The 25530-nt window shown below is 40.2% G+C and carries 22 protein-coding genes; 12 read left to right on the top strand and 10 right to left on the bottom strand.

Annotation, left to right across the window (positions count from 1 at the left end):
- Positions 1-466: 466 nt before the first annotated feature.
- From NOS7107_RS03205 to NOS7107_RS28405, 3 genes are all read left to right on the top strand, one after another.
- Positions 467-1255 (top strand): ADP-ribosylglycohydrolase family protein, encoded by a 789-nt coding sequence (locus NOS7107_RS03205; RefSeq protein WP_015111550.1) that lies wholly within the window; start codon positions 467-469, stop codon positions 1253-1255.
- Between the two features lie 168 nt (positions 1256-1423).
- The gene (locus NOS7107_RS03200; RefSeq protein WP_157373939.1) at positions 1424-1678 is read left to right on the top strand and encodes a hypothetical protein; all 255 of its coding nucleotides are present in this window, start codon (positions 1424-1426) and stop codon (positions 1676-1678) included.
- On the top strand, positions 1666-1830 hold the full coding sequence (locus NOS7107_RS28405; RefSeq protein WP_157373936.1) for a hypothetical protein: 165 nt from the start codon (positions 1666-1668) through the stop codon (positions 1828-1830). Before NOS7107_RS03200 ends, NOS7107_RS28405 begins: the two co-directional genes overlap by 13 nt.
- Before the next feature lie 74 nt (positions 1831-1904).
- Here NOS7107_RS28405 and NOS7107_RS03195 read toward each other — a convergent pair whose 3' ends face one another.
- Positions 1905-2729, bottom strand: coding sequence for a fasciclin domain-containing protein (locus NOS7107_RS03195; RefSeq protein WP_015111548.1), 825 nt, complete (start codon positions 2727-2729; stop codon positions 1905-1907).
- A gap of 627 nt (positions 2730-3356) precedes the next feature.
- On the opposite strand from NOS7107_RS03195, the gene NOS7107_RS03190 reads away from it, so the two are divergent.
- From NOS7107_RS03190 to NOS7107_RS03180, 3 genes are all read left to right on the top strand, one after another.
- Positions 3357-4148, top strand: coding sequence for a glutathione S-transferase family protein (locus NOS7107_RS03190; protein ID WP_015111546.1), 792 nt, complete (start codon positions 3357-3359; stop codon positions 4146-4148).
- 88 nt (positions 4149-4236) lie between these two features.
- Complete coding sequence (locus NOS7107_RS03185) at positions 4237-5976, top strand: ATP-binding protein (protein ID WP_015111545.1); 1740 nt, start codon at positions 4237-4239, stop codon at positions 5974-5976.
- Between the two features lie 803 nt (positions 5977-6779).
- Entirely contained in the window at positions 6780-7763 is a 984-nt protein-coding gene (locus NOS7107_RS03180; protein WP_015111544.1) for an RNA polymerase sigma factor, RpoD/SigA family, read from the top strand.
- A gap of 89 nt (positions 7764-7852) precedes the next feature.
- On the opposite strand, the gene NOS7107_RS03175 is transcribed toward NOS7107_RS03180, so the two are convergent.
- Together NOS7107_RS03175 and NOS7107_RS03170 are read right to left on the bottom strand one after the other, a co-directional pair.
- The gene (locus tag NOS7107_RS03175) at positions 7853-8506 is read right to left on the bottom strand and encodes a DUF4241 domain-containing protein (RefSeq protein ID WP_015111543.1); all 654 of its coding nucleotides are present in this window, start codon (positions 8504-8506) and stop codon (positions 7853-7855) included.
- A gap of 69 nt (positions 8507-8575) precedes the next feature.
- Complete coding sequence (locus NOS7107_RS03170; RefSeq protein ID WP_015111542.1) at positions 8576-9271, bottom strand: Uma2 family endonuclease; 696 nt, start codon at positions 9269-9271, stop codon at positions 8576-8578.
- Between the two features lie 424 nt (positions 9272-9695).
- Between NOS7107_RS03170 and NOS7107_RS03165 the strand changes: the two genes are divergently transcribed.
- On the top strand, positions 9696-10412 hold the full coding sequence (locus NOS7107_RS03165; RefSeq protein WP_015111541.1) for a hypothetical protein: 717 nt from the start codon (positions 9696-9698) through the stop codon (positions 10410-10412).
- Between the two features lie 46 nt (positions 10413-10458).
- On the opposite strand, the gene cobO is transcribed toward NOS7107_RS03165, so the two are convergent.
- Entirely contained in the window at positions 10459-11154 is a 696-nt protein-coding gene (gene cobO / locus NOS7107_RS03160; RefSeq protein WP_044500476.1) for a cob(I)yrinic acid a,c-diamide adenosyltransferase, read from the bottom strand.
- Between the two features lie 1007 nt (positions 11155-12161).
- On the opposite strand from cobO, the gene NOS7107_RS03150 reads away from it, so the two are divergent.
- Positions 12162-13124: an ROK family protein gene (locus NOS7107_RS03150; protein WP_015111538.1), complete on the top strand. Its 963-nt coding sequence runs from the start codon at positions 12162-12164 to the stop codon at positions 13122-13124.
- Here NOS7107_RS03150 and NOS7107_RS03145 read toward each other — a convergent pair.
- From NOS7107_RS03145 to NOS7107_RS03125, 5 genes are all read right to left on the bottom strand, one after another.
- Positions 13110-13403 (bottom strand): hypothetical protein, encoded by a 294-nt coding sequence (locus tag NOS7107_RS03145; protein ID WP_015111537.1) that lies wholly within the window; start codon positions 13401-13403, stop codon positions 13110-13112. The genes NOS7107_RS03150 and NOS7107_RS03145 overlap by 15 nt on opposite strands.
- Positions 13404-13638: 235 nt before the next feature.
- A complete protein-coding gene (locus NOS7107_RS03140; protein ID WP_015111536.1) occupies positions 13639-15984 on the bottom strand; it encodes a ComEC/Rec2 family competence protein in 2346 nt (781 codons plus the stop codon).
- Between the two features lie 169 nt (positions 15985-16153).
- Positions 16154-16618: a DUF4079 domain-containing protein gene (locus NOS7107_RS03135; RefSeq protein WP_015111535.1), complete on the bottom strand. Its 465-nt coding sequence runs from the start codon at positions 16616-16618 to the stop codon at positions 16154-16156.
- A 101-nt stretch (positions 16619-16719) separates the two neighbouring features.
- A complete protein-coding gene (locus tag NOS7107_RS03130; RefSeq protein WP_015111534.1) occupies positions 16720-18444 on the bottom strand; it encodes a DnaJ domain-containing protein in 1725 nt (574 codons plus the stop codon).
- Positions 18445-18509: 65 nt separating this feature from the next.
- Positions 18510-19310, bottom strand: coding sequence for a PspA/IM30 family protein (locus tag NOS7107_RS03125; RefSeq protein ID WP_015111533.1), 801 nt, complete (start codon positions 19308-19310; stop codon positions 18510-18512).
- 157 nt (positions 19311-19467) lie between these two features.
- On the opposite strand from NOS7107_RS03125, the gene NOS7107_RS03120 reads away from it, so the two are divergent.
- A complete protein-coding gene (locus NOS7107_RS03120; RefSeq protein WP_015111532.1) occupies positions 19468-20661 on the top strand; it encodes a Coenzyme F420 hydrogenase/dehydrogenase, beta subunit C-terminal domain in 1194 nt (397 codons plus the stop codon).
- Positions 20662-20719: 58 nt separating this feature from the next.
- Here the strand turns inward: NOS7107_RS03120 and NOS7107_RS03115 are convergent, their stop codons facing one another.
- Positions 20720-21949, bottom strand: a complete 1230-nt coding sequence (locus NOS7107_RS03115) for a methionine gamma-lyase family protein (protein WP_015111531.1) — start codon at positions 21947-21949, stop codon at positions 20720-20722.
- Positions 21950-22034: 85 nt separating this feature from the next.
- Between NOS7107_RS03115 and NOS7107_RS03110 the strand changes: the two genes are divergently transcribed.
- The 3 genes from NOS7107_RS03110 (at position 22035) to NOS7107_RS03100 (ending at position 25430) form a co-directional block, all read left to right on the top strand.
- Positions 22035-22853, top strand: coding sequence for an acyl-CoA desaturase (locus NOS7107_RS03110; protein ID WP_015111530.1), 819 nt, complete (start codon positions 22035-22037; stop codon positions 22851-22853).
- Positions 22854-23080: 227 nt separating this feature from the next.
- A complete protein-coding gene (locus NOS7107_RS03105; protein ID WP_015111529.1) occupies positions 23081-24133 on the top strand; it encodes a fatty acid desaturase in 1053 nt (350 codons plus the stop codon).
- 229 nt (positions 24134-24362) lie between these two features.
- Positions 24363-25430: a fatty acid desaturase gene (locus NOS7107_RS03100; RefSeq protein WP_015111528.1), complete on the top strand. Its 1068-nt coding sequence runs from the start codon at positions 24363-24365 to the stop codon at positions 25428-25430.
- The last annotated feature ends 100 nt before the right edge of the window (positions 25431-25530 follow it).

Below are 25530 nucleotides of genomic sequence, written 5' to 3'. Positions count from 1 at the left end.
ATCATAAACCCCGACTAGATTTTAAATTTTAAATTTTGGATTGAAGATTCAAAGTTTAAAAAGGTAACAGGTTCCACCGAATTTATTCGGGTAATAAATCTAAAATCCAAAATTGTGTGACAGGTTCCCCGATTGTCTGTGGAGACTGGGTGTGGGGATGAAAGGCTTTTAGATACATACACCCATACAAAACCCTTGATTTTTCGTTTTTATACGTAAGTCCTATATTCATCTCTGCAATGTCCGGTTGCGGTTATGAGAGATGAACACCATGCCAGCTTGTGAGCCACACCTACCGCAAGATATATCACAATTACCAACCCAAAAAAGTTCTCAATTACAGGTTCATTAGCCAGAGGGGAATGTATTGCTTGATAAAAGTAAGCGATCGCTAGAAGGAGTCCCAGATTACAATGCTGTCGTAAGGCTGGAAAAACGCAAGTAAATCATATTCCAGAATATTAATATGCTAGGAGCGATCGCAGGTGACATCATTGGTTCGGTATATGAAGTTAACAATATCAAAACCAAGGATTTTCCTTTATTCGACAGGCAATGTCGTTTCACCGACGATACTGTGCTAACGGTGGCAGTGGCAGAACTAATTCTGGATGGTGGTAACTTACTAGATAGCAATCAATACATCGAGCAATTTAAATCTTATTTCCGCCGCTATCCCTACGCTGGTTATGGCAGTACTTTTAGAACTTGGGCAAACTCTAGTAGCAGTGAGCCATACAATAGTTGGGGTAATGGTTCGGCTATGCGCGTCAGTCCCATTGCATTTGCCTTGAATGACTTAGATACTGTACTGCAAGCAGCTAAAAGCTGTGCCGAAGTTACCCACAATCATCCTGAAGGTATCAAAGGCGCTCAAGCCACAGCAGCAGCCATATTTCTGTCTCGCACAGGCTATGATAAACCTACAATCAAAGCTTATATTCAAACTAATTTTGGCTACGATTTAGAAATTACCCTCGACGAAATTAGACCAACTTACAAATTTGATGTTTCTTGTCAAGGTTCCGTCCCCCCAGCAATTATCGCCTTTTTAGAATCTACAGATTACGAAGATGCAATTCGCAATGCAATTTCTGTAGGTGGAGACAGTGATACCATTGCTTGTATTACAGGTGGTATTGCCCAAGCATATTATCAAGGCTTACCAAAAGCGATCGCCGAACAAACACTATCTCATTTAAATGAACATTTATACACAATTACTGAGAAATTTATGTTGCAGTACTGTGCCTAAAATTGGTCAATCAATAATTATTGAGTCTGCTTTAATTCTTATCAAGCATTCCCTAATATCAAAAATATCTGGCGCGACTATGTAAAAGTCAGTGATTCCTTCGCTGATATTATCGAAACAATGATATGCGATCGCTACACTTCGTGCCATCCATCCGCAACTGAAGCATTGCAAACACTGACTACAACTCAAGAATTACCATTCTCTGTTGTATTATCTCCATCATTCAACTTCAACCCACCAGTAGAATCACAATTAAGTTTAGAACCAGAGCTAGAAACAGTTTTCTTACCTCTAGAACAATTTGAATTTGAAATAGCGAATATTTCTGAAAAAAGATGGGTTGGTTCTAAACCGACTTATGAAGTTAACCGTCATTCTGACTCGGCTCAAAAGCAATTTTCCGGCGTTTGCAAGAACTAGACAAGCAAACCCAACAAATCTACACAAGCGAATTTGCCATTAACTCACAACAGACAACGACAAAAACTGTTAACTTAGTAAAATTTTTAGCTAAGTTAACAGCGATCGCCCAAGATTGGACGGAAAACAATGTATTAGGTGGAAAGGTGTAGCTTTACACCACTACACCCTTATACTCAGTCTGTCTTAACAGACTACCTTTGTGCGTAAGTCTTGGAGAAATAAACTACAAGCTAGGCGGCAAAATCACATTGTCGATCGCATGAATTACACCGTTACTGCCTTGAATATCTGCCTGAGTGACTTTACCATCATTCACTACTACCCCATTGCTGTCAACTTTTACAGAAATAGGATCTCCTTGCAAGCTGGTTACTTGACCAGATGTCAAATCCGAGGACAACACTTTGCCCGGTACGACATGATAAGTCAATATCTTCACCAGAACTTCTTTATTTTCTGGCTTCAACAAGTCGTTTAAAGCTTCTGGGGGAAGTTTGGCAAAGGCTGCATCCGTCGGGGCAAAAATTGTGAAAGGCCCTGCACCTTGTAAGGTTTCAATTAATCCGGCGGCTTTTAAAGCTGCGGTGAGAGTTTTAAAGGAACTGTTCGATTCAGCTAATGCTACAACAGTTTTGTTTTGATTGCTTGTCCCGCTAGTTGGCGGTTTAGCTGGCGGTTCCTCTGGTGCTGGTGGTGGAGTTATGGGAGTCGGTGCAGTTTCGCTAGGTGCAGACTGACTACCTCGGTTATAGGGAGGCTCATTAAAAATGCTAGGGCGAGGATTTAGCCCTCTGTTTGGTTTTTTTTGAGCTACTACATTTGCGTTACGCGCGTTGTTTTTATCTGTGGCGATCGCTGGCTCAACAGGTGTATAACCGGCATTGGACTGAACCCGTTGACTCCGCTTGTAAGGAGCTTCGCTAAAAATGCTAGGACTAGGATTAAGCACTTCTTTAGCTTGTGATGGTAAAGTAACAAGGAGACTCACCCCTAATACTCCCGCCATACTTGCTAAATTAGTCAATAACTTGCTGTAATTCCCCTTCATAAATTTTGTTTGTTTTGATTTAACACAGTTTACATAAAGACTTATATCACTTTGCTACACAAAAAATCTAATCTGAAAGGTAAGATATTTAATATAAATTTCCGTTTTTCTTACGGTTAAACAATTATTCAATCAATGTATTAATAGCAGAATTCCTGAAAATAAAAGTATAAAAATTACCTGGACAAATTTAGCATAAAACAACTTTAAATACAAGAAGTAGACCTGAATCTGGCAATGCTAATTGATGCAGTGACGAAAACTCACTGCCAAATTGTTCTTAACCATAATAGTAAGTCAATTGTTCAGGGTTCATCTGGCAAAAGCAAATATTTAGCATTACATCATTATCCCTTACGGAGAATATCAATTATTTTTTCTGAATATTTTTATTTACCAGCCATTCTGGATTCTGGCTTCTGACTCCTGCATTCTTATGTATTTTTTAGTCTAGAGTTGCAAAAAACTTCTCGGAGTAATTAGAAATTTGCTCAATATCAAATTCATGCAAAATCACTAGTTAGAGCAATATTTGTCTGAGAGATTTTATTTTAACTTGGCAAATTTTCAGGAAGTAAAGATAAAATTAGAGAGTTATTTTCTCAACTCAGTATCCAGGAATGCAATATGCTAGAATTATACCAATGGGAACTCTCTCAATACTCAGAAAAAGTTCGGCTAATTCTAGATTACAAAGGTTTAGAGTACCGCAAAATTGAAGTTACTCCTGGTATAGGACAAATAGAAATATTTCGTCTCACTGGTCAAAAACAAGTGCCAGTATTAAAAGATGGTAATCGCTACATTGTAGATTCTACAGAAATAGCTAAGTATTTAGACTTAAAATATCCAGAGCGCCCACTAATACCGCAAAATCCCAAGCAAAAAGCATTAACCTTATTAATCGAAGAATGGGCTGATGAATCGATTGGAATTAAAGGCAGAAAAGCGCTTTTTGCCGCTATTAGTCAAGATCAAAATTTTCGCAAATCCTTATTACCCACATCAACACCAGACATTTTTCGTAGTTTAGTCGCAGGATTTCCCAGCGATATTTTGACAGTTGTAGGTTTGGGTGTAGGATATAGCCCAGATGTGATTAAATCAGCGATCGCCGATTTAAAGCAAGACCTAGAAGCATTAACCTTATTATTGACAGATAGTCCCTATCTCACAGGCGATGAACCCACCTTAGCCGACTTAGCCGTGGCTGGGTTATCAATATTATTAAAGTTCCCTGAAGGCGCTTATTTAGATTTACCCACCAGCCTCAGAGGACAAGGCGTGCCAAGCATCGCCCATAATCCCGATTATCAATTATTCTTTGAATGGCGCGATCGCCTCTATGCTCAATTTCGCAAACCATTAATTGGCGCATCACCATCTGGTACAGCACCAACGGCGATTCAGATTGATTAGTGTGAAGTATGAAGCCTGAAGTCTGAAATCTGAAATTCTATATCCCTTGCCTTCTGCCTCCTGCCTCCTGCCTTCTGCCTATTAACAAATGACAAATGACAAATTGGTAAACCCATTAGGTTCGGTAATCCAAGGCTCACTAACTGGCGGACTAGAAGTAAGATTACACCCGGATATCTCTGTCGAAGATATGCGGGTGGGTAAGTTTTTAGTTGTCCAAGGGATGCGATCGCGCTTTTTCTGTATGCTGACAGACGTATCCTTGGGAACTGCTAACGCCAGGATTATTGCTAATCCGCCAAGTTGGGAAGACACTTTTTTACGAGATGTTTTAGCCGGAAGTGGTACTTACGGAACCATCGCCTTAGCACCGATGTTGATGTTTACCCCTGAATCTAATGAATCTTTTTCTCCTACTAACGGTAAATCTATAAATCCATTTGTCCCATCAAATACGAGTTTGGCATCATTGCAGCCCCAAACAAGTACCACGATGGAATTATTACCAGTCAAAACTATTCCCAGTCACTTTAGTCAGGTTTTCGACGCGAGTGAAGAAGACTTTCGCCGCGTCTTTGGCTGGGAAGATGATATACATAGAAATAATTTTGCCATTGGTAAACCATTAGATATGGATGTCCCGGTGTGCATCGATTTAAATCGGTTTGTAGAACGCAGCAACGGTGTTTTTGGCAAATCTGGTACAGGTAAATCCTTTCTCACCCGCTTGCTTTTAGCTGGTGTCATTCGCAAAAATGCCGCAGTCAATTTGATTTTTGATATGCACTCAGAATATGGTTGGGAAGCCGTAGCTGAAGGAAAAAATGTTAATACTGTTAAAGGCTTAAAGCAGTTATTTCCTGGTAAAGTTGAAGTCTACACCCTCGACCCCGAATCAACCAAGCGTCGAGGTGTGCGCGATTCTCAAGAACTATATCTGAGTTACGAACAAATAGAAGTTGAAGATATTAAATTATGTAGCCGCGATTTAGGATTGTCGGAAGCCGCATTAGATAACGCCAACATTCTCTATAGCGAATTCAACAAAGCTTGGATTGTCCAACTGCTGAACATGACGAACGAAGAAATCGAAATGTTCTGCGAAGAGAAGCGGGGACACAAAGGCTCGATTATGGCCTTACAGCGGAAACTCTTGCGCCTAGATGGTTTGAAGTATATGCGAGCAGTTTGCCCCCAAAACTACATTAATAAAATCTTACAATCTCTGGAAGCTGGTAAGAATGTAGTGGTAGAATTTGGTTCCCAGTCAAATATGCTCTCTTATATGTTGGTGACAAATATGATCACCAGACGGATTCATGAGCATTATGTCCGCAAAGCTGATAAGTTCTTGCAAAGCAAAAACCCTTGCGATCGCCCTACCCCCTTAATGATTACCATTGAAGAGGCGCATCGTTTTCTTGATCCAGCCATTGTCCAAAGTACGATCTTTGGTACAATCGCACGAGAACTGCGGAAGTATTTCGTAACGTTACTAGTAGTTGATCAACGACCGTCGGGAATAGATAATGAAGTTATGTCCCAGATTGGTACTCGGATCACAGCCTTACTCAACGACGAAAAAGACATCGATGCAATTTTTACGGGTGTATCTGGTGCAGGTGGACTGCGATCGGTATTGTCCAAATTAGACTCTAAACAACAAGCCTTGATTTTAGGTCATGCCGTTCCTATGCCAGTAGTTGTGCGTACTCGTCCTTACGATGCTACTTTCTACACCGAAATCGGTGATCCAGCTTGGGAAGAAAAGCCAGACGCAGAAGTATTCGCCGCAGCGGAACTAGCTAAAGCCGACTTGGGATTTTAAAAAGTATGAGGTATGAAATGAAGATTATGGAAAAAAGTTGAAAAACCAACTAAGTCGCAGTCTTGGGATACAGCAGTTTTGGATGTAGCGAAAAAGACGTTGATTTTTTAGTATGATTACGTCTTTGTTATTTATTACACTCTATAATCCAGCCATATTAAAGATTTGCGCTTTTCTTAGTGGGATTAAATTGTCAAATTTCATACTTGATACTTCACACTTCATACTTCTATTCGTAACTTCCCTCCAAAAATATGCCCAGAGAGTTCGGTTTTCTCCCTACCGATAGGCAACATAAGAGGGGGTTTTGCCGTCACTATAGATATAGTAAGCACTCTAAGGAAGTTTAATTTCTGTTTGTAAATATACACTTTTGGAGTATAATTTTCTCTTTCTCTAGACTACTTTACTATCCACTTGATTTATCCTAAGATAAAAGCAAGTAAACTCATACCGACTTCGGATTTGTCAGTTGCCGATACCAACTGAAGATAAAGAAGAATTCTTGAAAACAACCTAGTGTGCTTTTGCAAGACTTAAAAATTACGTAAGGGTAGGGGGAACCTATCCAAGAGACTCGTCTTCTGGAATCTCATGTATATGAACTGATTATTCTTATATAGCCGTCATGAACTGTTGAAGCCAGAACGAAGGAGCAACAAATCGAGGAGTAGGGGGAATAAATTTTTAAATACGCAATCCCCAGGAAGCACCTGAGTTCGGTGTTTTTATAGATAGCTTTTCCTAATTGTTGTTAGTTATTAAAGATTCATTGTGTTTACGGAGTAGAGGACAACGCACCAATGCCTACTGTTAACACCCAAACTGAAAACCTGAACACCAAATTCACGGCTGATATGGTGCGAACCTATCTGCGGGAAATTGGTCGTGTACCACTGCTAACCCGTGAGCAAGAAATTGTCTTTGGGAAGCAGGTGCAACAAATGATGACACTTGTTGAAGCGAAAGAAGCTTTGGCGAAGAAATTGCACCGCGAACCGAGTTTACCAGAATGGGCGAACCATGTTAAACAATCAGAAACCGATGTCAAACAAACGGTAGCTCAAGGTAAACGAGCGAAGCAAAAAATGATTGAGGCGAACCTGCGCTTAGTTGTCGCGATCGCCAAAAAATACCAGAAACGCAACATGGAATTTCTCGATTTAATCCAAGAAGGAACACTCGGATTAGAGCGAGGAGTAGAGAAATTTGACCCGATGCGGGGATATAAATTCTCAACCTACGCTTACTGGTGGATTCGCCAAGCAATTACTCGTGCGATCGCTCAACAAGGGCGCACCATTCGCTTACCAATTCACATTACCGAAAAACTCAATAAAATCAAAAAAGTGCAGCGCGAACTAGCCCAAACATTAGGGCGTTCTCCTACACCCGCCGAAATCGCCAAAGAACTGGAATTAGAACCTGCTCAAATTCGAGAATATCTGAATATGGCACGTCAACCAGTTTCTTTAGATGTTCGTGTCGGTGATAACCAAGACACCGAACTGCAAGAAATGTTGGAAGATGATGGGCCATCCCCAGAATATTACACCACCCAAGAATTCTTGCGCCAAGACCTCAACACCTTGCTGGCTGAACTCACTCCCCAACAACGGGAAGTTGTAGCCCTGCGCTTTGGCTTAGAAGATGGTAACGAACTATCCTTGGCAAAAGTTGGTGAAAGATTGAATCTCAGCCGCGAACGTGTTCGTCAACTCGAACATCAAGCCTTAGCCCATCTGCGCCGCCGTCGCGCCAACGTCAAAGAATACGTTGCTAGTTAATAATTAAATAACGGTGATGCGCCTCCTGAATTCAGGGGGCGATTTTTTGCGGTAACGCATGGTGCGATCGCTTGCAATATCGAAACATTTTACAGATTAAAATCAGTGATAACGTTCACGATGTTATTTGTAGCATCATACCCAAAATAAGTAGGATAAATACCATCCCCCCAACCAGAATGAAATGCAATTACATTGGCGTGAGTTGAGTTATCTACACAAACATTTGCCCAATCCCATGTATCGCTATAGTTTTTTTGTAACTCGCATTCAATTTGGTAAGTTAAATCTTCTGCTCTTGTTTTTGTAGAATAAGCAGAATACATTGATTCATTAATAATTTCAGCAGCATCAGCATCCATAAAGCAACCTGTTCCAGAGTCAACACCGTATCCAAAAATCTCTCCTTCAGCAAGCAAACTTAAGTTTTCATCTTCATTGCAAGTCGTAGCCATTTCCCACCTTACAGGAGTTTGTTGGCTAAGACAGAGCATGGCATAAACAACTCTTCGATCATTGTTCCTTTGAAAATGAGCAACACTTAAAATCACTGGATAACGACCTGGGTTTAAAGTTACTTTAAATGGTTCACTATCTGGATTAACTAAAGGATCGCAAGCTACTAATCTCCCTGAAGTTAAAACTAATTCTCCAATATTATAAGTATTAAAAATAATTTCATTAGGCTCAGAAGTAGCAACTTGTTGATTTTGAAAAGCTTGTACAAATTTGAGATAATCCATCTGTATACTATTTTATGGTTATAGTTTTATTTCAGTTTTATTATATAAAACAATATTAAAATAATAATTTTAGTTTGGATATTTACTCAATAATTTCTCTACAAAACTCTGATGTTCTGGGGTAGATAATCCTTGCTGTAAAATTGCTAATACTTTAGCTAAGTCGCCGGATAGTAATGCTGCTTTATCTAACCACAAACCTGGAAAAACTTGGGAGCAAATTATATCATCTGGATTTGGCTCAAGTTGAATATACTCGCCTGCATTTAACCTAAACCAATCGAATTGGCGATCATAAACTCGCCAAACTAGATATTCTTGTACTTGATTGCGACGATATACTTTGAGTTTTTCATGCAAATCATAAGAAGCACTAGAAGCCGCAATCTCTACAATTAATTCTGGTGCATCTTCGACATAATCATCTTCTGTAATGCTCGATTGTCCACCTTGTTCGATTCTGAGTATGGCATCTGGTTGTGGTTCATTATCAGCATCGAGACGCACAGTAGTATTATCCAGCGTTTCCACTCCAGGAGTAGCCGCTTCGTAAGTACCTAACCAAGTCATGATGTGACTATGGGGTTTACCGTGTTTTTTTGCGCGTACAGGGGAAGCCACGTAAACAACTCCTTCGATTAATTCTGCTTTTTTCAGATTTGGCATAGCGTGGTAGCGACGCTCAAATTCAGCACGGGTAAGCTTGTCGCCGTTTTCTAAAGGCGGAATTGTCAATAGTTCAGCAGTTTTGTCAGCAGATATCATAATCAGTAATTATCCTTAGCGTCTAATCTCTAGTCTCTGCTTTTCCATCACTCTACACCCGACACAGCAAAATTTCACCTTTTGCGGAATGAAGAGCTTGGCTGTTGTAGCTGATTATAGTTAACCTAATTGACAGCGAAAATATCAATATTTGTAACAGAATAAGCTATCGAATATTTATCAAAATGTTGCGTTTGGCAATTACATCACCCTATCGGGTGATTCCATTGGGTGAAGAGTAAATTCTCTAAGTGATGATAGTGTGAGTTTATCGTCAAATATTCCACAAAGCTTCTTTTTTTGACGAATTTTTATTTTGAGAAAACTAAATCAAACCATCGACGGAACCTTGAACGATACACAGTTGGTTATGGTTTAAGTGAGTCGCAGAGGAGACAGTTAATTTCGTAACAGGAGTGGTCGGGTGCTTAACAATATTTCTAAATTATTATCCCCTCGTCAGCTAACAATTTCTGTTGTTGGCTTAGTTTTAGCCGTTGGTGTTGTCAGTGAGCAGACTAAACCTGTACTAAGTAAGCAATTCCAAACCGTCACAACTTCTGCATCTGTAGATGGTAATTTTTCGAGATTGACGAGTCATCAATATATTAGTTCCGATAATTCTTTATTGTCGCGGCTGAGAGAATATCGGGAACAGCGGACTCAACAGCAAACAGTAGCTTTTGAGCGTGAAACTATAGAGCCTGAATCTAGAGATATATCCCCAAGACACTATCAAAAAGCTGGTAAAGAAACCGGAGTGATGACTAGAAGAAATATTCCCACAAGAGATGGAGTATATCTTTATGGACAGTCACCAACACCAAACCAAATTGGTCAAGGTTATATCGTATTCCAGAAGCAACAAGGTAGAGTAACTGGGGCATTATATATGCCTAGCTCTGAGTTTAGTTGTTTTCAAGGCACAATTGATAAATCTGGTGAGTTGGCAATGACTGTCAATGGCTCACCAGATGAAGTTGCGGCTTCTGATGTCGCTACAACCAGCACAATTCCATCTATTTCGGATGATGAATTTAATAATTATGCTTACTCTGTAGCATTGCAAGACTATCATCCAATTCGATCTATTAGTTCTAGCGATCGCCGCATTTTACAAACGTGTCAAGCTGAATTATGAAGTATGAAATTTCTGATGTACTAAACATTTCAGACTTCACACTTAATTAAAATTCAATTCCTGGTTGAGCTTTCACGCCTTGGTCGCGGAAAGGATGTTTGATTAATGTCATTTCGGTTACTAAGTCAGCGCGTTCAATTAAAGCTGCTGGTGCGCCTCTACCTGTGAGAATTATGTGTTTGTGAGGCGGTTTCTCTGCCAAGCCTGTTAAGACTTCTTCTATTTGTAAATAAGCCATTTTTAAGGCGATATTGATTTCATCCAACAGCACCAACTGAAAATCTGGGTTGCGGATGTATTCTAAAGATTTTTCCCAAGCGGCTTGCGCTTTTTCGAGGTCGCGATCGCGGTCTTGGGTTTCCCACGTAAAGCCTTCACCCATCGCGTGAAACTCAAGTTGGTCTTCCCAATGGCTGAACACCTGTTTTTCAGAGGGTTCCCACGCGCCTTTGATGAACTGGATGATCGCCACTTTGTACCCATGACCAAGCGATCGCATCACCATTCCCAGCGCCGCAGTAGTTTTGCCTTTACCGTTACCAGTATTAACAATAACTAACCCCTTCTCTGGGACAGCTTGTGCTATGCGCCGATCTTGGATTTCTTTACGGCGCTGCATTTTTTGGCGATACTGCTCGTCATTCAGCTTAGAATCATTATTTATGGATGAGGACATTACTTCATCAATCAAGCGTTCGATTTCTCTATCTGATTCTAATTCTTCTGGTGTATCTTTGCTCATCAACATTTTATGAAAATAACTACTACAGAAAATAGAATGATGGGACTTGGCTGAGAGAAAATAATGGGGCGACTTTATCTAACTGACTGCGAACTGATAATTTTGGTCAAAATAAAAGATTAATAACTAATAAAATTAAGAGACTCATTGAAGTGAAATTATATGACGACTCTAAATAAATTAATAGTTTTATTAAAGCATTTATCTCAAAAAGTTTTGTAGTTACTTTGACGAGAGTTGGGAAACCGCTGCTCCTCCAAGCTCGACTTTATCCATTTTTGATTCAATCAAGCACCGTAAACAGCAATATCTCTCAAACGCTCAAATAAAAGAAGCAGATCTGTTTCATTCGCTCAGATGAGGATTTTGTCAAGAGTATCAGCCAGAAATTCTAGTGAATTGGCAATCGAAAAATTACTGTTTCTAGCAGGAAATTTAAGTGCGATCGCTCTTCTCATAGGCAGATAAAATTTTTGAACTACCTGATTTTTTTGGTTGATACACTTGTCAATTAAGCCCTTTTAGGGAACGAAACAGACCTGCTTTTGAAGGAGGATTTAGGGAGATCAAGATATGTGCAACTTTACATTAGATTGCTATTAGCTTAATAAGTATTTTTTACTATTTAGGCATTTGTTTCAGACCTAGGATAAATTTTTTCTATGCTAAATATTCAGAGCGTTATTGATCAATTGAGCCGCAAAATTACTGTATTCATTTTAGAAACACCAGGCGATTGGAAATCGCGGCTACACAAACCAAGTCCGCCTACGCGGACTATCTCAAAACCCGCGCCGGCAGGTTTTGTTTGTATAGCCCCAGACTTCACTGTTCGCGTAGCGTGCGCCTTAGCGCAGGGCTATTTGCCGAAAGTGGATGCACTCGTAATTCTGTGCTGGCTGATGGTTATTATTCTGATAGAAATCACAGAAGAAAATTTTAGGATAGTTGTTAACTTCAAGATGAATTGCTAGTAAGCTGAATAAGCGATCGCATTTAGAAGACCAATGACACTGATTCTAGCCTTAGATTTTGGTGGTACTAAGTTAGCCGCAGCCATCACTCAACTTGGTTCCCGCGAATGGTTGCGTCATGAACGTCGTCTCTCACCAATAGATGGTAATGCTACCACTGATTTAGCAATTATGCGATCGCTCATTCATAGTTTGCTGCAAAATACAACTCCCGATGTAATTGGGGTTAGTTTTGGTGGCCCTGTGGACTTTACTACCGGAACTGTCCGACTTTCTCATCACGTTCCTGGCTGGGAAAATCTACCTCTCAAAGACTTGCTAGAAAAAGAATTTGCTATATCTGCCATTGTAGATAACGATGCTAATATTGCGGCTTTAGGCGAACATCGTTTTGGCGCTGGTGAAGGATACGATAGCTTGTTTTACATCACCATCAGCACTGGTGTTGGCGGTGGTTGGATACTCAATGGTCAACCTTGGCGCGGTAACGCAGGTATGGCTGGTGAAATTGGACACATAGTTGTCAATCCTGCGGGGCCAATGTGTTTATGTGGTAAGCAAGGATGTGTAGAACGGTTAGCATCAGGCCCTTACATGGCGCAAGATGCTAAAGAGTATTTATTAAAACAAGCAAATCAATTACAAGGTAAACAATTACGCAGCTTAGTGAATGACAATTTAAATTTAATTACTGGGCAAATTATCAGCGCAGCAGCTACTCAAGGTGATGAGTTAGCAATCAAGATTTTGCAAAGTGGTGCTTGGGCTTTAGGTGTGGGTATTGGTAATGTAGCGAATTTAATTAACCCACAACGATTTATTTTAGGTGGTAGTGTAACTAAAGCTGGAGAAATTTGGTGGAATACTGTACAAAAAACAGCCCGTGAAACAGCGTTACCAGAAATAGATTTTGAAATTGTTGCTGCTGCGTTGGGAGATGATGCACCACTGTGGGGCGCTGTAGCTTTGGCGGAATCAGGATTAATCTCTAAATAATTTTCTCACAATTCTCAAAGGATTTCCTATTAAGGAGAAAATATGACAAAAGCCAGGAAAAAATACTGGCTCAATTTCCACATCTGACATAATTCGTTCCAGTTCTCCATCACTCAGTGGTTCTTCCCATAATCCATGTTCTACAAGATTATTAGCATGAAAAATTAGGCGATCGCGCAAAAAATTTAACTGCTCATCCCTTGGTGCTGCGGGTACTCGAATCGTTAAGGGAAAGTTGCCAAAAAGAACCACTACTTTCCCTAAGTGATGTTTCTGCATATTCTTTATATTTTTTTAACTAGTTTAAGATGTATTTTGCATCGCTACTATTTTCTTATAACTTTGTTGCATTGTCTGAGCCTCACCATAAATACTGAATAATGCCCTAAAAATGTTTATCTTATTTATTTAGTAAAAATTGAAACATTCTCATACTTAATATCTTGAAAAATCTGGTATTTTCGGACTTTATAGTGAATTCAGGCTTCTAAATACTAAATTTTCTGGGCTAATTTTACAAGACAGAGGATTTATTTTCAGTTTCTTGAATAAATGATTCAAATTGACCATTAGGTGTCCATTGAATAGCGCCATCATGCCCTGTGAAAAAAACTTGTGTTGGATTTTTTTTCAGTTCAGAAATTATTTTAGGATCAAGGTTAGTAGATGTGGCGATCGCTACTTTTGGTTGAAATAATTTGATCAAATCTTTTAATGATTCTGGACTACACCATAATACTTGGGGACGAGGTAAACTTCCCACCTTAGTTAATCTTTCGATTTCTTGAGGTTCAACATCACCGACTAATAACCAAGTTTGATTTTGAATTTGCAAATACAAAACAGGTAATTGCTCTTTAATTAATTGGGCAACTGTTAAACCTGTTACTACTTGTTGTCCTGGTATCACAGTTTGGTAGATACCTTGATGCTTTTGAATTTTCTGTTGAATTTCTTGACTCGCAAGGTTAGTTTCTGGTTTAAGAGAGTATTTGTAGAAGTTTTTGATAGGCAGGCTTTGGATTACTTCTAACCAAGCATTATTATCATTGTTATCAAAATCACTGGCGATCGCCCATTCAATTTTATTCACACCTTGCTGTTGCAAAAATGGGACAATTGTGTAACGTCCTGTACCCTCATCGCCACTGTTGATTAAGGTGACATTGCCTTTATCTTGAATCACTACCACTGGTTCTGCACCAGCTTCTAAGACTGTTACCCGAAATAATGTATTTGCTGAATGCCAAGCTGGGACGAGTACTAAACCAAATATGATTAAACCAGTAAACCACCAGCGTTTCTGCCACCATTTAACTAAGCAAGTTAAGAGAATTAACACATACACTGCTAACATTTGCCAAGTTGAAATACTGCCTACTACTAAGGAGTTTCCTGGTAAGCTACTAAAAAATTCGACTAACTGAATTAACCAATCACTAGGATATTTTAGGACTCCAGCGATCGCACTTCCCAAACTAGAAGATGCTAATGCAGCGATCGCACTCATAATTCCCCCAATACTAATCACTGAAATGAAGGGTGTAGTCATCATATTCAGCAACAAACTGTAAGCAGGTACTACACCAAACACCGAAAGTTGGATAGGTAAAGTCCAAATTGTTGCTGCTAAAGGTACAGCAATTAAAGAAGCGATCGCAGGTGGTAGCCAATTCAGTTTTTCAGTTATCGCTGGTACAGTAACAATTAATCCTAATGTTGCTAAAAAACTCAGTTGAAATCCTAAATCCCAAATCCATAACGGGTTAAATAATAATAGTAATGTGGCGGCTAATAATAGCGAACCAAACTGTTTTACTTTTCTATCTAATAACAAACCAACTAAAGCTGCACTACCCATAATTACGGCTCGGAGTACCGCAGGTTGAAATCCTGACAAACTGAGGAAAATAATTAAACCTAAAAAACCACAAATAAATTGAGTGGCTTTATTTGTCCGTTTGGTTAACTGTAATATCACACCCAAAATTAACGAAGTTTGAAACCCAGATGCAGCCAAAGCATGAGCCATTCCAGCTTTGACAAATAAATCACGAATATCGTAGGGTAAATCGACAGCTTTACTACCCAAAACCATTGCACTTACAAGTGGCCCTACGGGAATTCCTAAACTTTGGACTTGCGATTTCAAAATTCGCTCCCGAATTTGCCACCATCCCCATTTATCATCGTCATTGACAATATTTATCTGCCTTCCTAGCAAACCAGCAAATGATCCTTCCTGTTTGAGATACTTTTGAAAATCGAAAGCGCCAGGGTTAGAAGCGGCTTTTGGTTTATATAAAATCCCCGTAACCGCAATTTCTTGTCCAGGATGTAAGCCAGTCGCTTGCAGCAGTGGTAAAGTCACATATAACTTACCTGTAACTCCTTTGGGTACACTGGCTGGGCCATTACCATTTTTAATTTCATCTAACTGCGTTGCAGCTAACCAAAATTGTCCCCGTTGACTGCGAGTTAACCGAGGGCTACTTTCTACTTCACCGCGAACAATAAATAATTGTTCTTGATTTGACACGCTATCTGCTGGCACAAATTGACTAATATCTTTTACACTTGGTTGTGGCGATCGCCATTGCAAATAAAAAGTCGCCAGTAATCCTACCAAACCAGCAATTAGCCAGACTCGCGGATGGGGAAATGATTGCCAAATATTTGCTGTAGCTTTACCTTTGTTTCCATTGCTTTCTTGTGGCTGAGGTGCTGTGGTGCGTTTTCTCAAAAAAACTGCTCCCAGTATTGCCACAATTAAAATCCACACCCCACCCCAAGGAACAGCCGTAAACAACAACCCGAAAATATAACCAAGGCAAATAATCACACCACTTGTCTGAAGCATAAGACAATTCAAACTCTCAACTGGGCAGCACTCAAGAAAAATTGATGCTTGTTGGTGAAGTATAGTTTATTTAGATTCCTACAAACAAAGCCCGCAAATGCAGGCTTTCTTGTTGAAGCTAAGTATGACTCGTTAAAAATTACAACAAAACCACAAAAATATACTCAAGTTAAATCAGCCCTAACACAGCGTGGACAACCAAAAGTCCCAAGATTCCACTGCCTAAATAAGCATGAGTAGTGCGTAAAGCAGGTTTACCACCAGCAAAGCCAGTAAACGAAATTACACTATTAATTAATAGCAATATGAGTACAAGAGAGCCAGTCCAAAAATGAGGACTTTCAAAAATTGCGTGACGCTGCATCACCAAAGATAAAACTCCACCAGGATAACCCGCCGCTAAAAAGAAAAACATCCAAGGTGCAAGTAGACGATGATTCATCCGGTTTTTAAATGACTCATCCTTATCCTTCGCCAGCCTATATCGCCAACCAGTCCATCCGACATAGCTACCCATCACAACCACAACAATTCCCATCATTCCCGGATGTCCCCATTCCACAATCGGCTGAGGTATTCCCAGAGAACGAAACCAAGCAGCAAGAGGTTCTAGGGCTTCGCTAACGTTAATCATATATACTCAAGTTTTTTTAAGGATTACAGTAACTTTTTTAGCACAATTTTAAGTATTGTAAATAATAATTAATTTTTTATAAGGATAAGGGCGATCGCACTTCATTTAAACTTCAGTTGCGTTTGAAATTTTTGATAAGCCTGATTGATGACTTGCATCGATGCTTTAGCAGTTGCAGAATTATTTACGTCAGGATGATATTGTCTAGCTAATTGCAGGTAAGCAAACTTGACATCTTGAGGTTGAGCATTAGCATCTACACCTAAAACTTCCCACCATTTCTGAGACAATAAAGAATTGCAAGTCCAATCATTCAGACCTTGCAGACTCCAAATTTTGATAGTACCACCGTTACCACCACTCACCAACATTTGACTATCAGGCGTAAAGGCGACAGGACTACAACCGGGTAGAGTTTGTAATAAATTCCCAGTTGGGATATGCCAGATTTTGATAGTTTTGCGAGTGCTACTAGCTAAGATTTCTCCATCAGCACTCACAGCGACAGATAAAATCGCTTCTGAATGTCCAGTCAAAGTTTGAATTAATTTCCTTGTATGGAGATTCCAGAGTTTGATAGTAGTATCTGTACTACCACTAATTAAAGTCTTACCATCAGGGGTGATAACTAAAGTATTTACAGCTGCCGAATGTTCCGTAAAAATCTCTAGTTGTTTCCAGTTGATGCAGTCCCAAATTCTAATCGTTTTATCCGCACTGCCACTAGCTAGAATTTTACTATCAGGACTGATGGCAACAGAGAAAACTGCATCTATGTGTCCATTCAGCGTACGTTTTAAATCTCCTGTATAGCCTCCCCAAATTCTGATGGTTTTATCAGAACTAGCACTAGTAATAAATCTGCCATCAGAACTATATATAACTGAATTAACAAAACTATGATGACTGTAGGGAGAGTTTAAATAAAAAAATGTCCGCAAAAATTTTTGTTTATCTATTTGCCAAGTACTAATTTTGCGGTCAACACAGCCACTAACAATCTGTTTTCCATCAGGACTGATAGCAAGAGATAGAACCGCCTCTGCTTGACCGGAGAAAGTATAAAGCCATTTTCCTGTTTTCAGATTCCAGAGATTTATTTGTTTATCATCGCTGCCACTAACTAGAGTATTACCATCAGGAGTGATAGCGATCGCATTGACTCTTCCTAAATGTCCCTGAAGAGTTTTGACACATTTCCAAGTTTCAGGAAGCTGAAGGTTGAAAGTTGCAGTTTCGGGTTCAGTCTTTGCAGTAGAAAATTCAGCCTTAAGCCTTTGTAACTCCTCCTCAACCTCCAAAGCCGCAAATTTTTGCTTGAGATCATTACCAGATAAAAATAAACCTAACTCTATGACTGCGGCATTATAGTAATCCATCTGCAAAACTTTTTCTTCCATCCGTGCAAAAAGCTGTGCAGGAGTTTCTTTCACCTCAGATTCATCTAATAACTTAGCAAAACCATAAGCCGCCAGTCCTATAACTGCACCCACACTAGCCATTGGTACAGTCCCAATACCAAACGCCAAACCGATTTTAGGTGCAACTAATCCCATACCACCAACAACGCCAGAAAAACCAGCACCACCAACAGCACCAATTCCCATTGCACCAAAAGCAGCAGCATCTCCCGCAGCTACAGCCTTGAAAGCACCATAAACAGCTGCACCAGCCACAGCACCAGCACCAACAACAGGCGCAGTTCCAATCCCGACAGCACCAAATCCGCCTGCTAACCCCATTCCGCCAACTGTTGCAGACACACCTGCGCCCGCTAGGCTTCCTCCAGCGATAAATACTGCACCTGTTTTAGAGTTTTGTGTCATGGGTTTTTGTATCTACTAGAAGTTATTTGATTAATCTTTAGTAAAAAAAATATTTTATGTTTTACTTATGTCTCTAATAATTCCAAAATATTTTCTAAAACTGTAAGGTTTTGTTTAAGTAAATTTACTGTTATTTCCTGCTTTTGAAGCTGTGTTTTTAAAGTAAACACAATTTTGTTGTTAACTTTGTTCTTGAGTACAGCTTTAACGGCTAGATTATCATCATTGTTTTTTAGTGCTATCTGAGCCTTATTTTTCCAGAAAGTCACTTCTTCTTTCGCTTTTTCATAATCTTTCTGAATCCCTTCTTGATGAGTAACAGCAAAGTTTAGAGTTTGCCGTACCTCTCCAATAGCCACTGCCAACAGTGTTTTAGCATCTTGTTTATCTGTAGCTTTATTTAGCTGTTTCGAGGGTTGTAATAATTCTTTTTTAAGCCTCTGTAGCTCCTCATCAACATCCTCAAAGGTTCTAAAAATCAACCTATCCGAATTAGAAACAACTTCTGAATTAGTTTCAACCTGTAAAACTTGCTTTTCGTTGTTATCTGCTTCAGAAATCTTTTCTTCCCAAGATTTAAAGCTAACTTTAAGATTTTCAACTTTTGGCTGTTGTTCTTCTACAAGATTTTTCAGCCTACTAGCTATTGCTTGATAGCGTTCTTTTTGAAACTTTGCTTGAGGAATTAAATCCTCACGACCTTCTTGGAGAGCAAGCTGATATCGTGCTGTCCATTTATCAGCTTGTGCTTGTGCTTGTGCGTAATCTCGTTGAGCAATTTTCTGGGCTGCACTGGCATGGATTGTGCCTTCACGTAACTTGTTCAGAGCATTTTGTCTGGAATCATTTTGTCCGTAGATATCCATAAGTATGTTGTAAGTAGCTTTAATTACTTACAGACTAAACAAAGCCAGCTTTGAAAGCCTCAGAATTATCAATGAAATCTTATTTTTTGCTCTTAAATTTTGTCTAACGTGCAGCCTTCCGCTATCTTAAGTTTTGAGATAACAAATTGCGCTTAACATGACTTCAGTTTCTCCTCACAAAAAAGCCAAAGCCCTCAAACCTACTAGCCGTCGCCCTGCCAAAGAACTGTGTAGCGAGTGCGGACTATGTGACACATACTATATTCACTATGTCAAGGAAGCCTGTGCTTTTATCAACCAGCAGATAGACACCCTCGAAGCACAAGCCCACAGCCGTTCTCGAAATCTCGACAACCCCGAAGAACTATACTTTGGTGTGCATCAAGACATGATGGCAGCGCGGAAACAGCAGCCCATCGAAGGCGCACAATGGACAGGGATAGTCAGCACCATTGCCATAGAAATGCTGAATCGGGGCTTAGTTGAAGGCGTTGTCTGTGTCCAAAATACGAAAGAAGACCGCTTTCAACCCATGCCTGTGATTGCTCGTACTCCAGAAGAAATACTGGCAGCGCGGGTAAATAAACCAACACTTTCGCCCAACCTTTCCATCTTGGAACAGGTAGAAAAATCAGGGATGAAGCGACTACTAGTAATTGGTGTTGGTTGCCAAATTCAAGCACTTAGAGCAGTAGAAAAGCAACTGGGTTTAGAAAAGTTATACGTTTTAGGCACACCTTGTGTAGATAACGTCACCCGCGCCGGACTGCAAAAATTCTTAGAAACCACCAGCCGATCGCCTGACACTGTAGTACACTACGAATTCATGCAAGACTTCCGCATTCACTTCAAGCACTCAGACGGCTCAATCGAGAAAGTACCATTCTTCGGCTTAAAAACCAACAAACTCAAAGATGTCTTCGCCCCCTCTTGTATGAGTTGCTTTGATTACGTCAACTCCCTAGCCGATTTAGTAGTTGGCTACATGGGCGCACCCTTCGGCTGGCAATGGATTGTAGTCAGAAATGATACAGGTAAAGAAATGCTGGACTTGGTAAAAGACCAGATAGACACTCAACCTGTAATGTCACAAGGAAACCGCCAAGAAGCCGTACAGCAGGGGATTCCGGCTTATGACAAAGGCGTAACCTTACCGATGTGGGTGGCAAAAATGATGGGCGTGGTGATTGATAAAATCGGCCCCAAAGGTTTGGAGTATGCGAGGTTCTCTATTGATTCGCACTTTACAAGGAATTATTTGTATGTGAAGCGGAATCATCATGAGAAGTTAGAGGCGCACGTACCGGAGTTTGCTAAACGGATTGTTGGGCAGTATAAATTGCCGGATTAAAGTCTCACGCAAAGGCAACGCGCTGCCTTTGCGTGAGAAAATCCTAACTCATGTAACTTCAAGCACTTCCAACTGCTTCAATTGCCGCCTCTAAGGCGATCGCAATATGAGTCCAATGAGTCCCCCCTTGGCAATAAACTATATAAGGTTCACGCAAAGGCCCATCCGCTGAAAACTCCAAGGTACTCCCTTCAATAAACGTCCCCCCAGCCATCACCACCTGACTCTCATACCCCGGCATAGCATCAGGTATAGGGTCTAGATAGGAACCCACCGGAGAATTCTGTTGTATAGCTTTACAGAAAGCAATTAACTTTTTTGCAGAACCGAGTTTAATCGCCTGAATCACATCCCCACGGGGTGCAAGGGGCGCAGGATTCACCGGATAACCAAGCTTGTCAAAAACATAACCAGTGAGGAAAGTACCTTTCATCGCCTCACCCACCATCTGCGGCGATAAAAATAAGCCTTGGAATAACAGGCGATTTTGGTCAAAGGTTGCGCCGCCATAACTCCCAATACCGGGTGCAGTCAGGCGACAGGCTGCGGCTTCTACTAAATCAGCCCGGCCAGCTACATAACCACCAGCGGTGACAATCGTACCACCCGGATTTTTAATTAAAGAACCCGCCATTAAATCAGCACCAACATGGGTGGGTTCTTTGGTTTCGATAAATTCGCCGTAGCAGTTATCAACAAAGCAAACAGTATCGGGATTTTGCTGTTTGACTAAATGGACAATCTTGGCGATATCCGCAATTGATAAGCTAGGCCGCCAGGAATAGCCGCAGGAACGCTGGATTAACACTAAACGTGTTTTTTCATCTACAGCATGGCTTAAAGCTGGCCAATCGATAGATCCTTCAGCAGTTAACTCCAATTGGCGATATTTTATGCCAAACTCAATAAGGGAGCCTTGTCCTTGACCCCGCAAACCAATCACTTCTTCGAGCGTATCGTAGGGAGAGCCGACCACTGCTAACATTTCATCACCAGGACGAAGTACACCATATAGGGCGCAAGCGATCGCGTGAGTTCCCGATACAAACTGCACTCGCACCGCCGCAGCTTCCGCGCCCATTACTTCCGCAAAAACTTTATCTAAAGTTTCTCGTCCTAAATCATCATGACCATAGCCACTTACTCCAGCGAAGTGGTGCGCTCCTACGCGCTGATTACGAAAGGCATCCAGCACTCTTTTGAGATTATGCTTGACCTGAGCGTCAATTCCAGAAAAAATCTCTATCAGTGCCTGTTCTGCTTGCCGCAGCTGTTCCAAGCTGTTCATTACTTCCTCATTAATAAAAAATTATAAATGTGCGGATTTTGCGATCGCGCAGATTAGGCTAAACAATTTCAATACAGGTTAATGCATGACAATTGCTACTTCAACTAAACCTCAAATCAATTGGGTAAATACCCTATTTTTCGTTGGTCTACACATCGGCGCTTTATTTGCCCTTGTTCCTAGCAACTTTAGCTGGACGGCAGTTGGTGTGGGTTTCTTACTTTACTGGATCACTGGTGGTCTAGGCGTTACTCTGGGTTTTCACCGCCTGGTTACTCACCGCAGTTTTCAAGCTCCTAAGTGGTTGGAATATCTATTGGTGCTTTTCGGAACACTATCCTGCCAAGGAGGGCCTATCGAGTGGGTAGGAACACACCGCATTCATCATTTGCATTCCGATACTGACCCAGATCCCCATGATTCTAATAAAGGCTTCTGGTGGAGCCACATGGGTTGGTTAATTCACAAATGCCCGGCTCATGCTGACGTTCCTCGCTTTACCAAAGATATTGCCGAAGACCCAGTTTATCAGTTTTTAGAAAAATATTTCATTCTCATCCAAGTTGCCCTAGGTTTACTATTGTTATTTTTGGGTGGCTGGCCGTTTGTGATTTGGGGTATTTTTGTTCGTATTGTCTGGGTTTACCACTGCACTTGGTTGGTAAACAGTGCTACCCATAAATTTGGCTATCGCAGCTATGAATCAGGCGATAACTCAACTAACTGCTGGTGGGTAGCCGTACTAGTTTTTGGTGAAGGCTGGCACAATAACCACCACGCTTTTCAATACTCCGCCCGTCACGGCTTGGAATGGTGGGAAATTGACTTAACTTGGATGACAATCCAACTTTTACAATTATTTGGTCTAGCTACAAATGTAAAACTTGCAGACAAAAAACAGTAAGTCGTTTATGATTTGTCATTAGTCATTCTTCCAATGATTAATGACAAAGGAATTTCTGAGCAATCAAAATATCCACTCGTCAGTTCTAGAAATAGCTCCCAAATAATACTTTTGGGTATGCTTAGTCAGCTAAAATTGCTATAATCCAAAGCGTTAATGTAAAGAAATTTTGTGGCAAGTTACTTTTGGGTAACTTGGTTGAGGAGTTTGTCGTTTTTCGGGTTTTCATGACTACATCAATAATCAAGACGCAAGAAATAAACCAAGACCTTAGTAATTCCCAACTGAGGCTCAAAGATATTATCAAAACTCTGCCAAAAGAATGTTTTCAGCAGAATAGTCGCAAAGCTTGGACACAAGTTTTCTTTAATGTTTTGATGGTAGGGTTAGGCTACTATAGTTTGGCAATTTCTCCCTGGTTTTTATTGCCTATTGCCTGGATTTTTACAGGTACAGCTTTAACCGGTTTTTTTGTGATTGGACATGACTGCGGTCATCGTTCATTTGCCAAAAGGCGGTGGGTTAATGATTTAGTTGGGCATATATTTATGATGCCGTTAATCTACCCTTTTCATAGTTGGCGGATCAAGCATAATCATCATCATAAACATACCAACAAGTTAGATGAGGATAACGCTTGGCATCCTATCCGACCAGAAGTTTTTGTAAGTTGGGATAAAACTCGTCAATCTGCTTTTCAATTGTTCATGAAAAAGCGTCTTTGGTGGGTAGGTTCCATTGGACATTGGGCTGTTGTGCATTTCGACTGGCGCAATTTTAAAGTTAAAGACCAAGGAAGTATTAAACTTTCGGTTGCTGTAGTTGCAATTTTTGCAGCAGTTGTATTTCCTACCCTCATCGCTACAACTGGTATTTGGGGATTTGTCAAATTCTGGCTTGTGCCTTGGTTGGTATATCATTTCTGGATGAGTACCTTCACCATTGTTCACCATACATTTCCAGATGTTCCTTTTAAGCAAGCAAGCAAGTGGAACGAAGCAATGGCACAGTTAAATGGCACTATTCATTGCGATTATCCTCGTTGGGTAGAGTTTCTTTGCCACGATATTAATGTCCACGTACCTCATCACATTTCTACTGCTATTCCCTCTTATAATTTACGGTTAGCTTACAGCAGCATTAAAGATAATTGGGCAAATCATTTGCATGATGAATTACAGTTTTCTTGGCCTTTAATGAAACACATTACAGACCAATGTCAACTGTACATAACTGATGGAGGTTATCAAACTTTTAACGAATATTATGCAGACAAGTAAGCTAATATCCGGCTAAAATTGCTCTGATTAAATCTAAGCTTGTAGTATATTTACAGAGCGATTAGATGATTAGTCTGCAAATTAAATAGGTTCTGGCAATTCTCGATAAATTATTGCTAAGTGAATTGCCAGAGATTTTTGCACTGCATGTCCAAAAGCATTGCAGGTATTTTAGAGGTGAATTAGAACCTCAAACAAATTTTGATTTTATATTTCATCAAAGAATCAAGTGCAATCAACTACCATCCCTTTTGACAGTTCCCCTGCTAGTGAAACTTCTGAGAATACAACTAAGCTGCCTTTTACTCTTCAGGATTTAAAAGCAGCTATCCCAGAAGAATGTTTTCAACCCAATGTCGGCAAATCACTGTTATATTTCTTTCGTGATGTTGTGATTATTGGTTCGCTTTATGCAGTGGCTCATTACCTTGATTCTTGGTATTTTTGGCCTATTTTCTGGTTAATGCAAGGAACAATGTTTTGGGCTTTGTTTGTCGTTGGGCATGACTGCGGACACCAATCATTTTCTAAGCATAAATGGCTCAATGATTTAATCGGACATCTGTCTCATACACCGATATTAGTTCCTTATCATGGTTGGCGCATCAGCCATAGGACACATCATAAAAATACTGGTCATCTTGATAATGATGAAAGCTGGTATCCTGTGACAGAATCACAGTATAAAGAAATGCCTTTAGCACAAAAAATAGGTCGATATTATTTATTTTTATTGGCTTATCCAGTTTATTTGTTTAAACGTTCTCCTAATAAAGAAGGTTCGCACTTTTCGCCCAATAGCCCACTTTTCAAGCCTTCGGAGAAATGGGATGTAATTACTAGTACAGCCCTCTGGATTGGTATGGTAGGTTTGTTGGGTTTCCTCACCTATCAATGGGGTTGGATGTGGTTGTTGAAATACTACGCTATGCCCTACATTGTGTTTGTTGTTTGGTTAGATTTGGTGACATTTCTACATCACACCGAGGCTGATATTCCTTGGTATCGTGGCGAAGATTGGACTTTTCTCAAGGGTGCAATTTCTAGTATCGATCGCAATTATGGTTTGGTTAATCACATCCACCATGATATCGGTACTCACGTTGCCCATCACATCTTTCTCAATATCCCCCACTACAACTTGTTAAAGGCAACTGAAGCGATTAAACCTGTAATGGGCGAGTATTATCGCAAGTCTGAAGAACCGATTTGGCAGTCTTTATGGCGTTCTTGTGTTAGCTGTCATTTTGTCCCCGATACTGGTGGTCAAGTGTATTACACATCCAAACCTAAATAAATTAGCCATAAATTTAGAGGTTTGAAACTATAAAAAAAAGTCCGTCTAGGCGGACTTTTTTTAGCTTAATAGTATATTGCAAAGCAGCACTAGTTTTTTA

The sequence above is a fragment of the Nostoc sp. PCC 7107 genome, from assembly GCF_000316625.1.
Classification (GTDB): Bacteria; Cyanobacteriota; Cyanobacteriia; order Cyanobacteriales; family Nostocaceae; genus Nostoc_B.
Note: the sequence above shows the minus strand (reverse complement) of the source record. Positions and strands in the feature narration are given on the sequence as shown.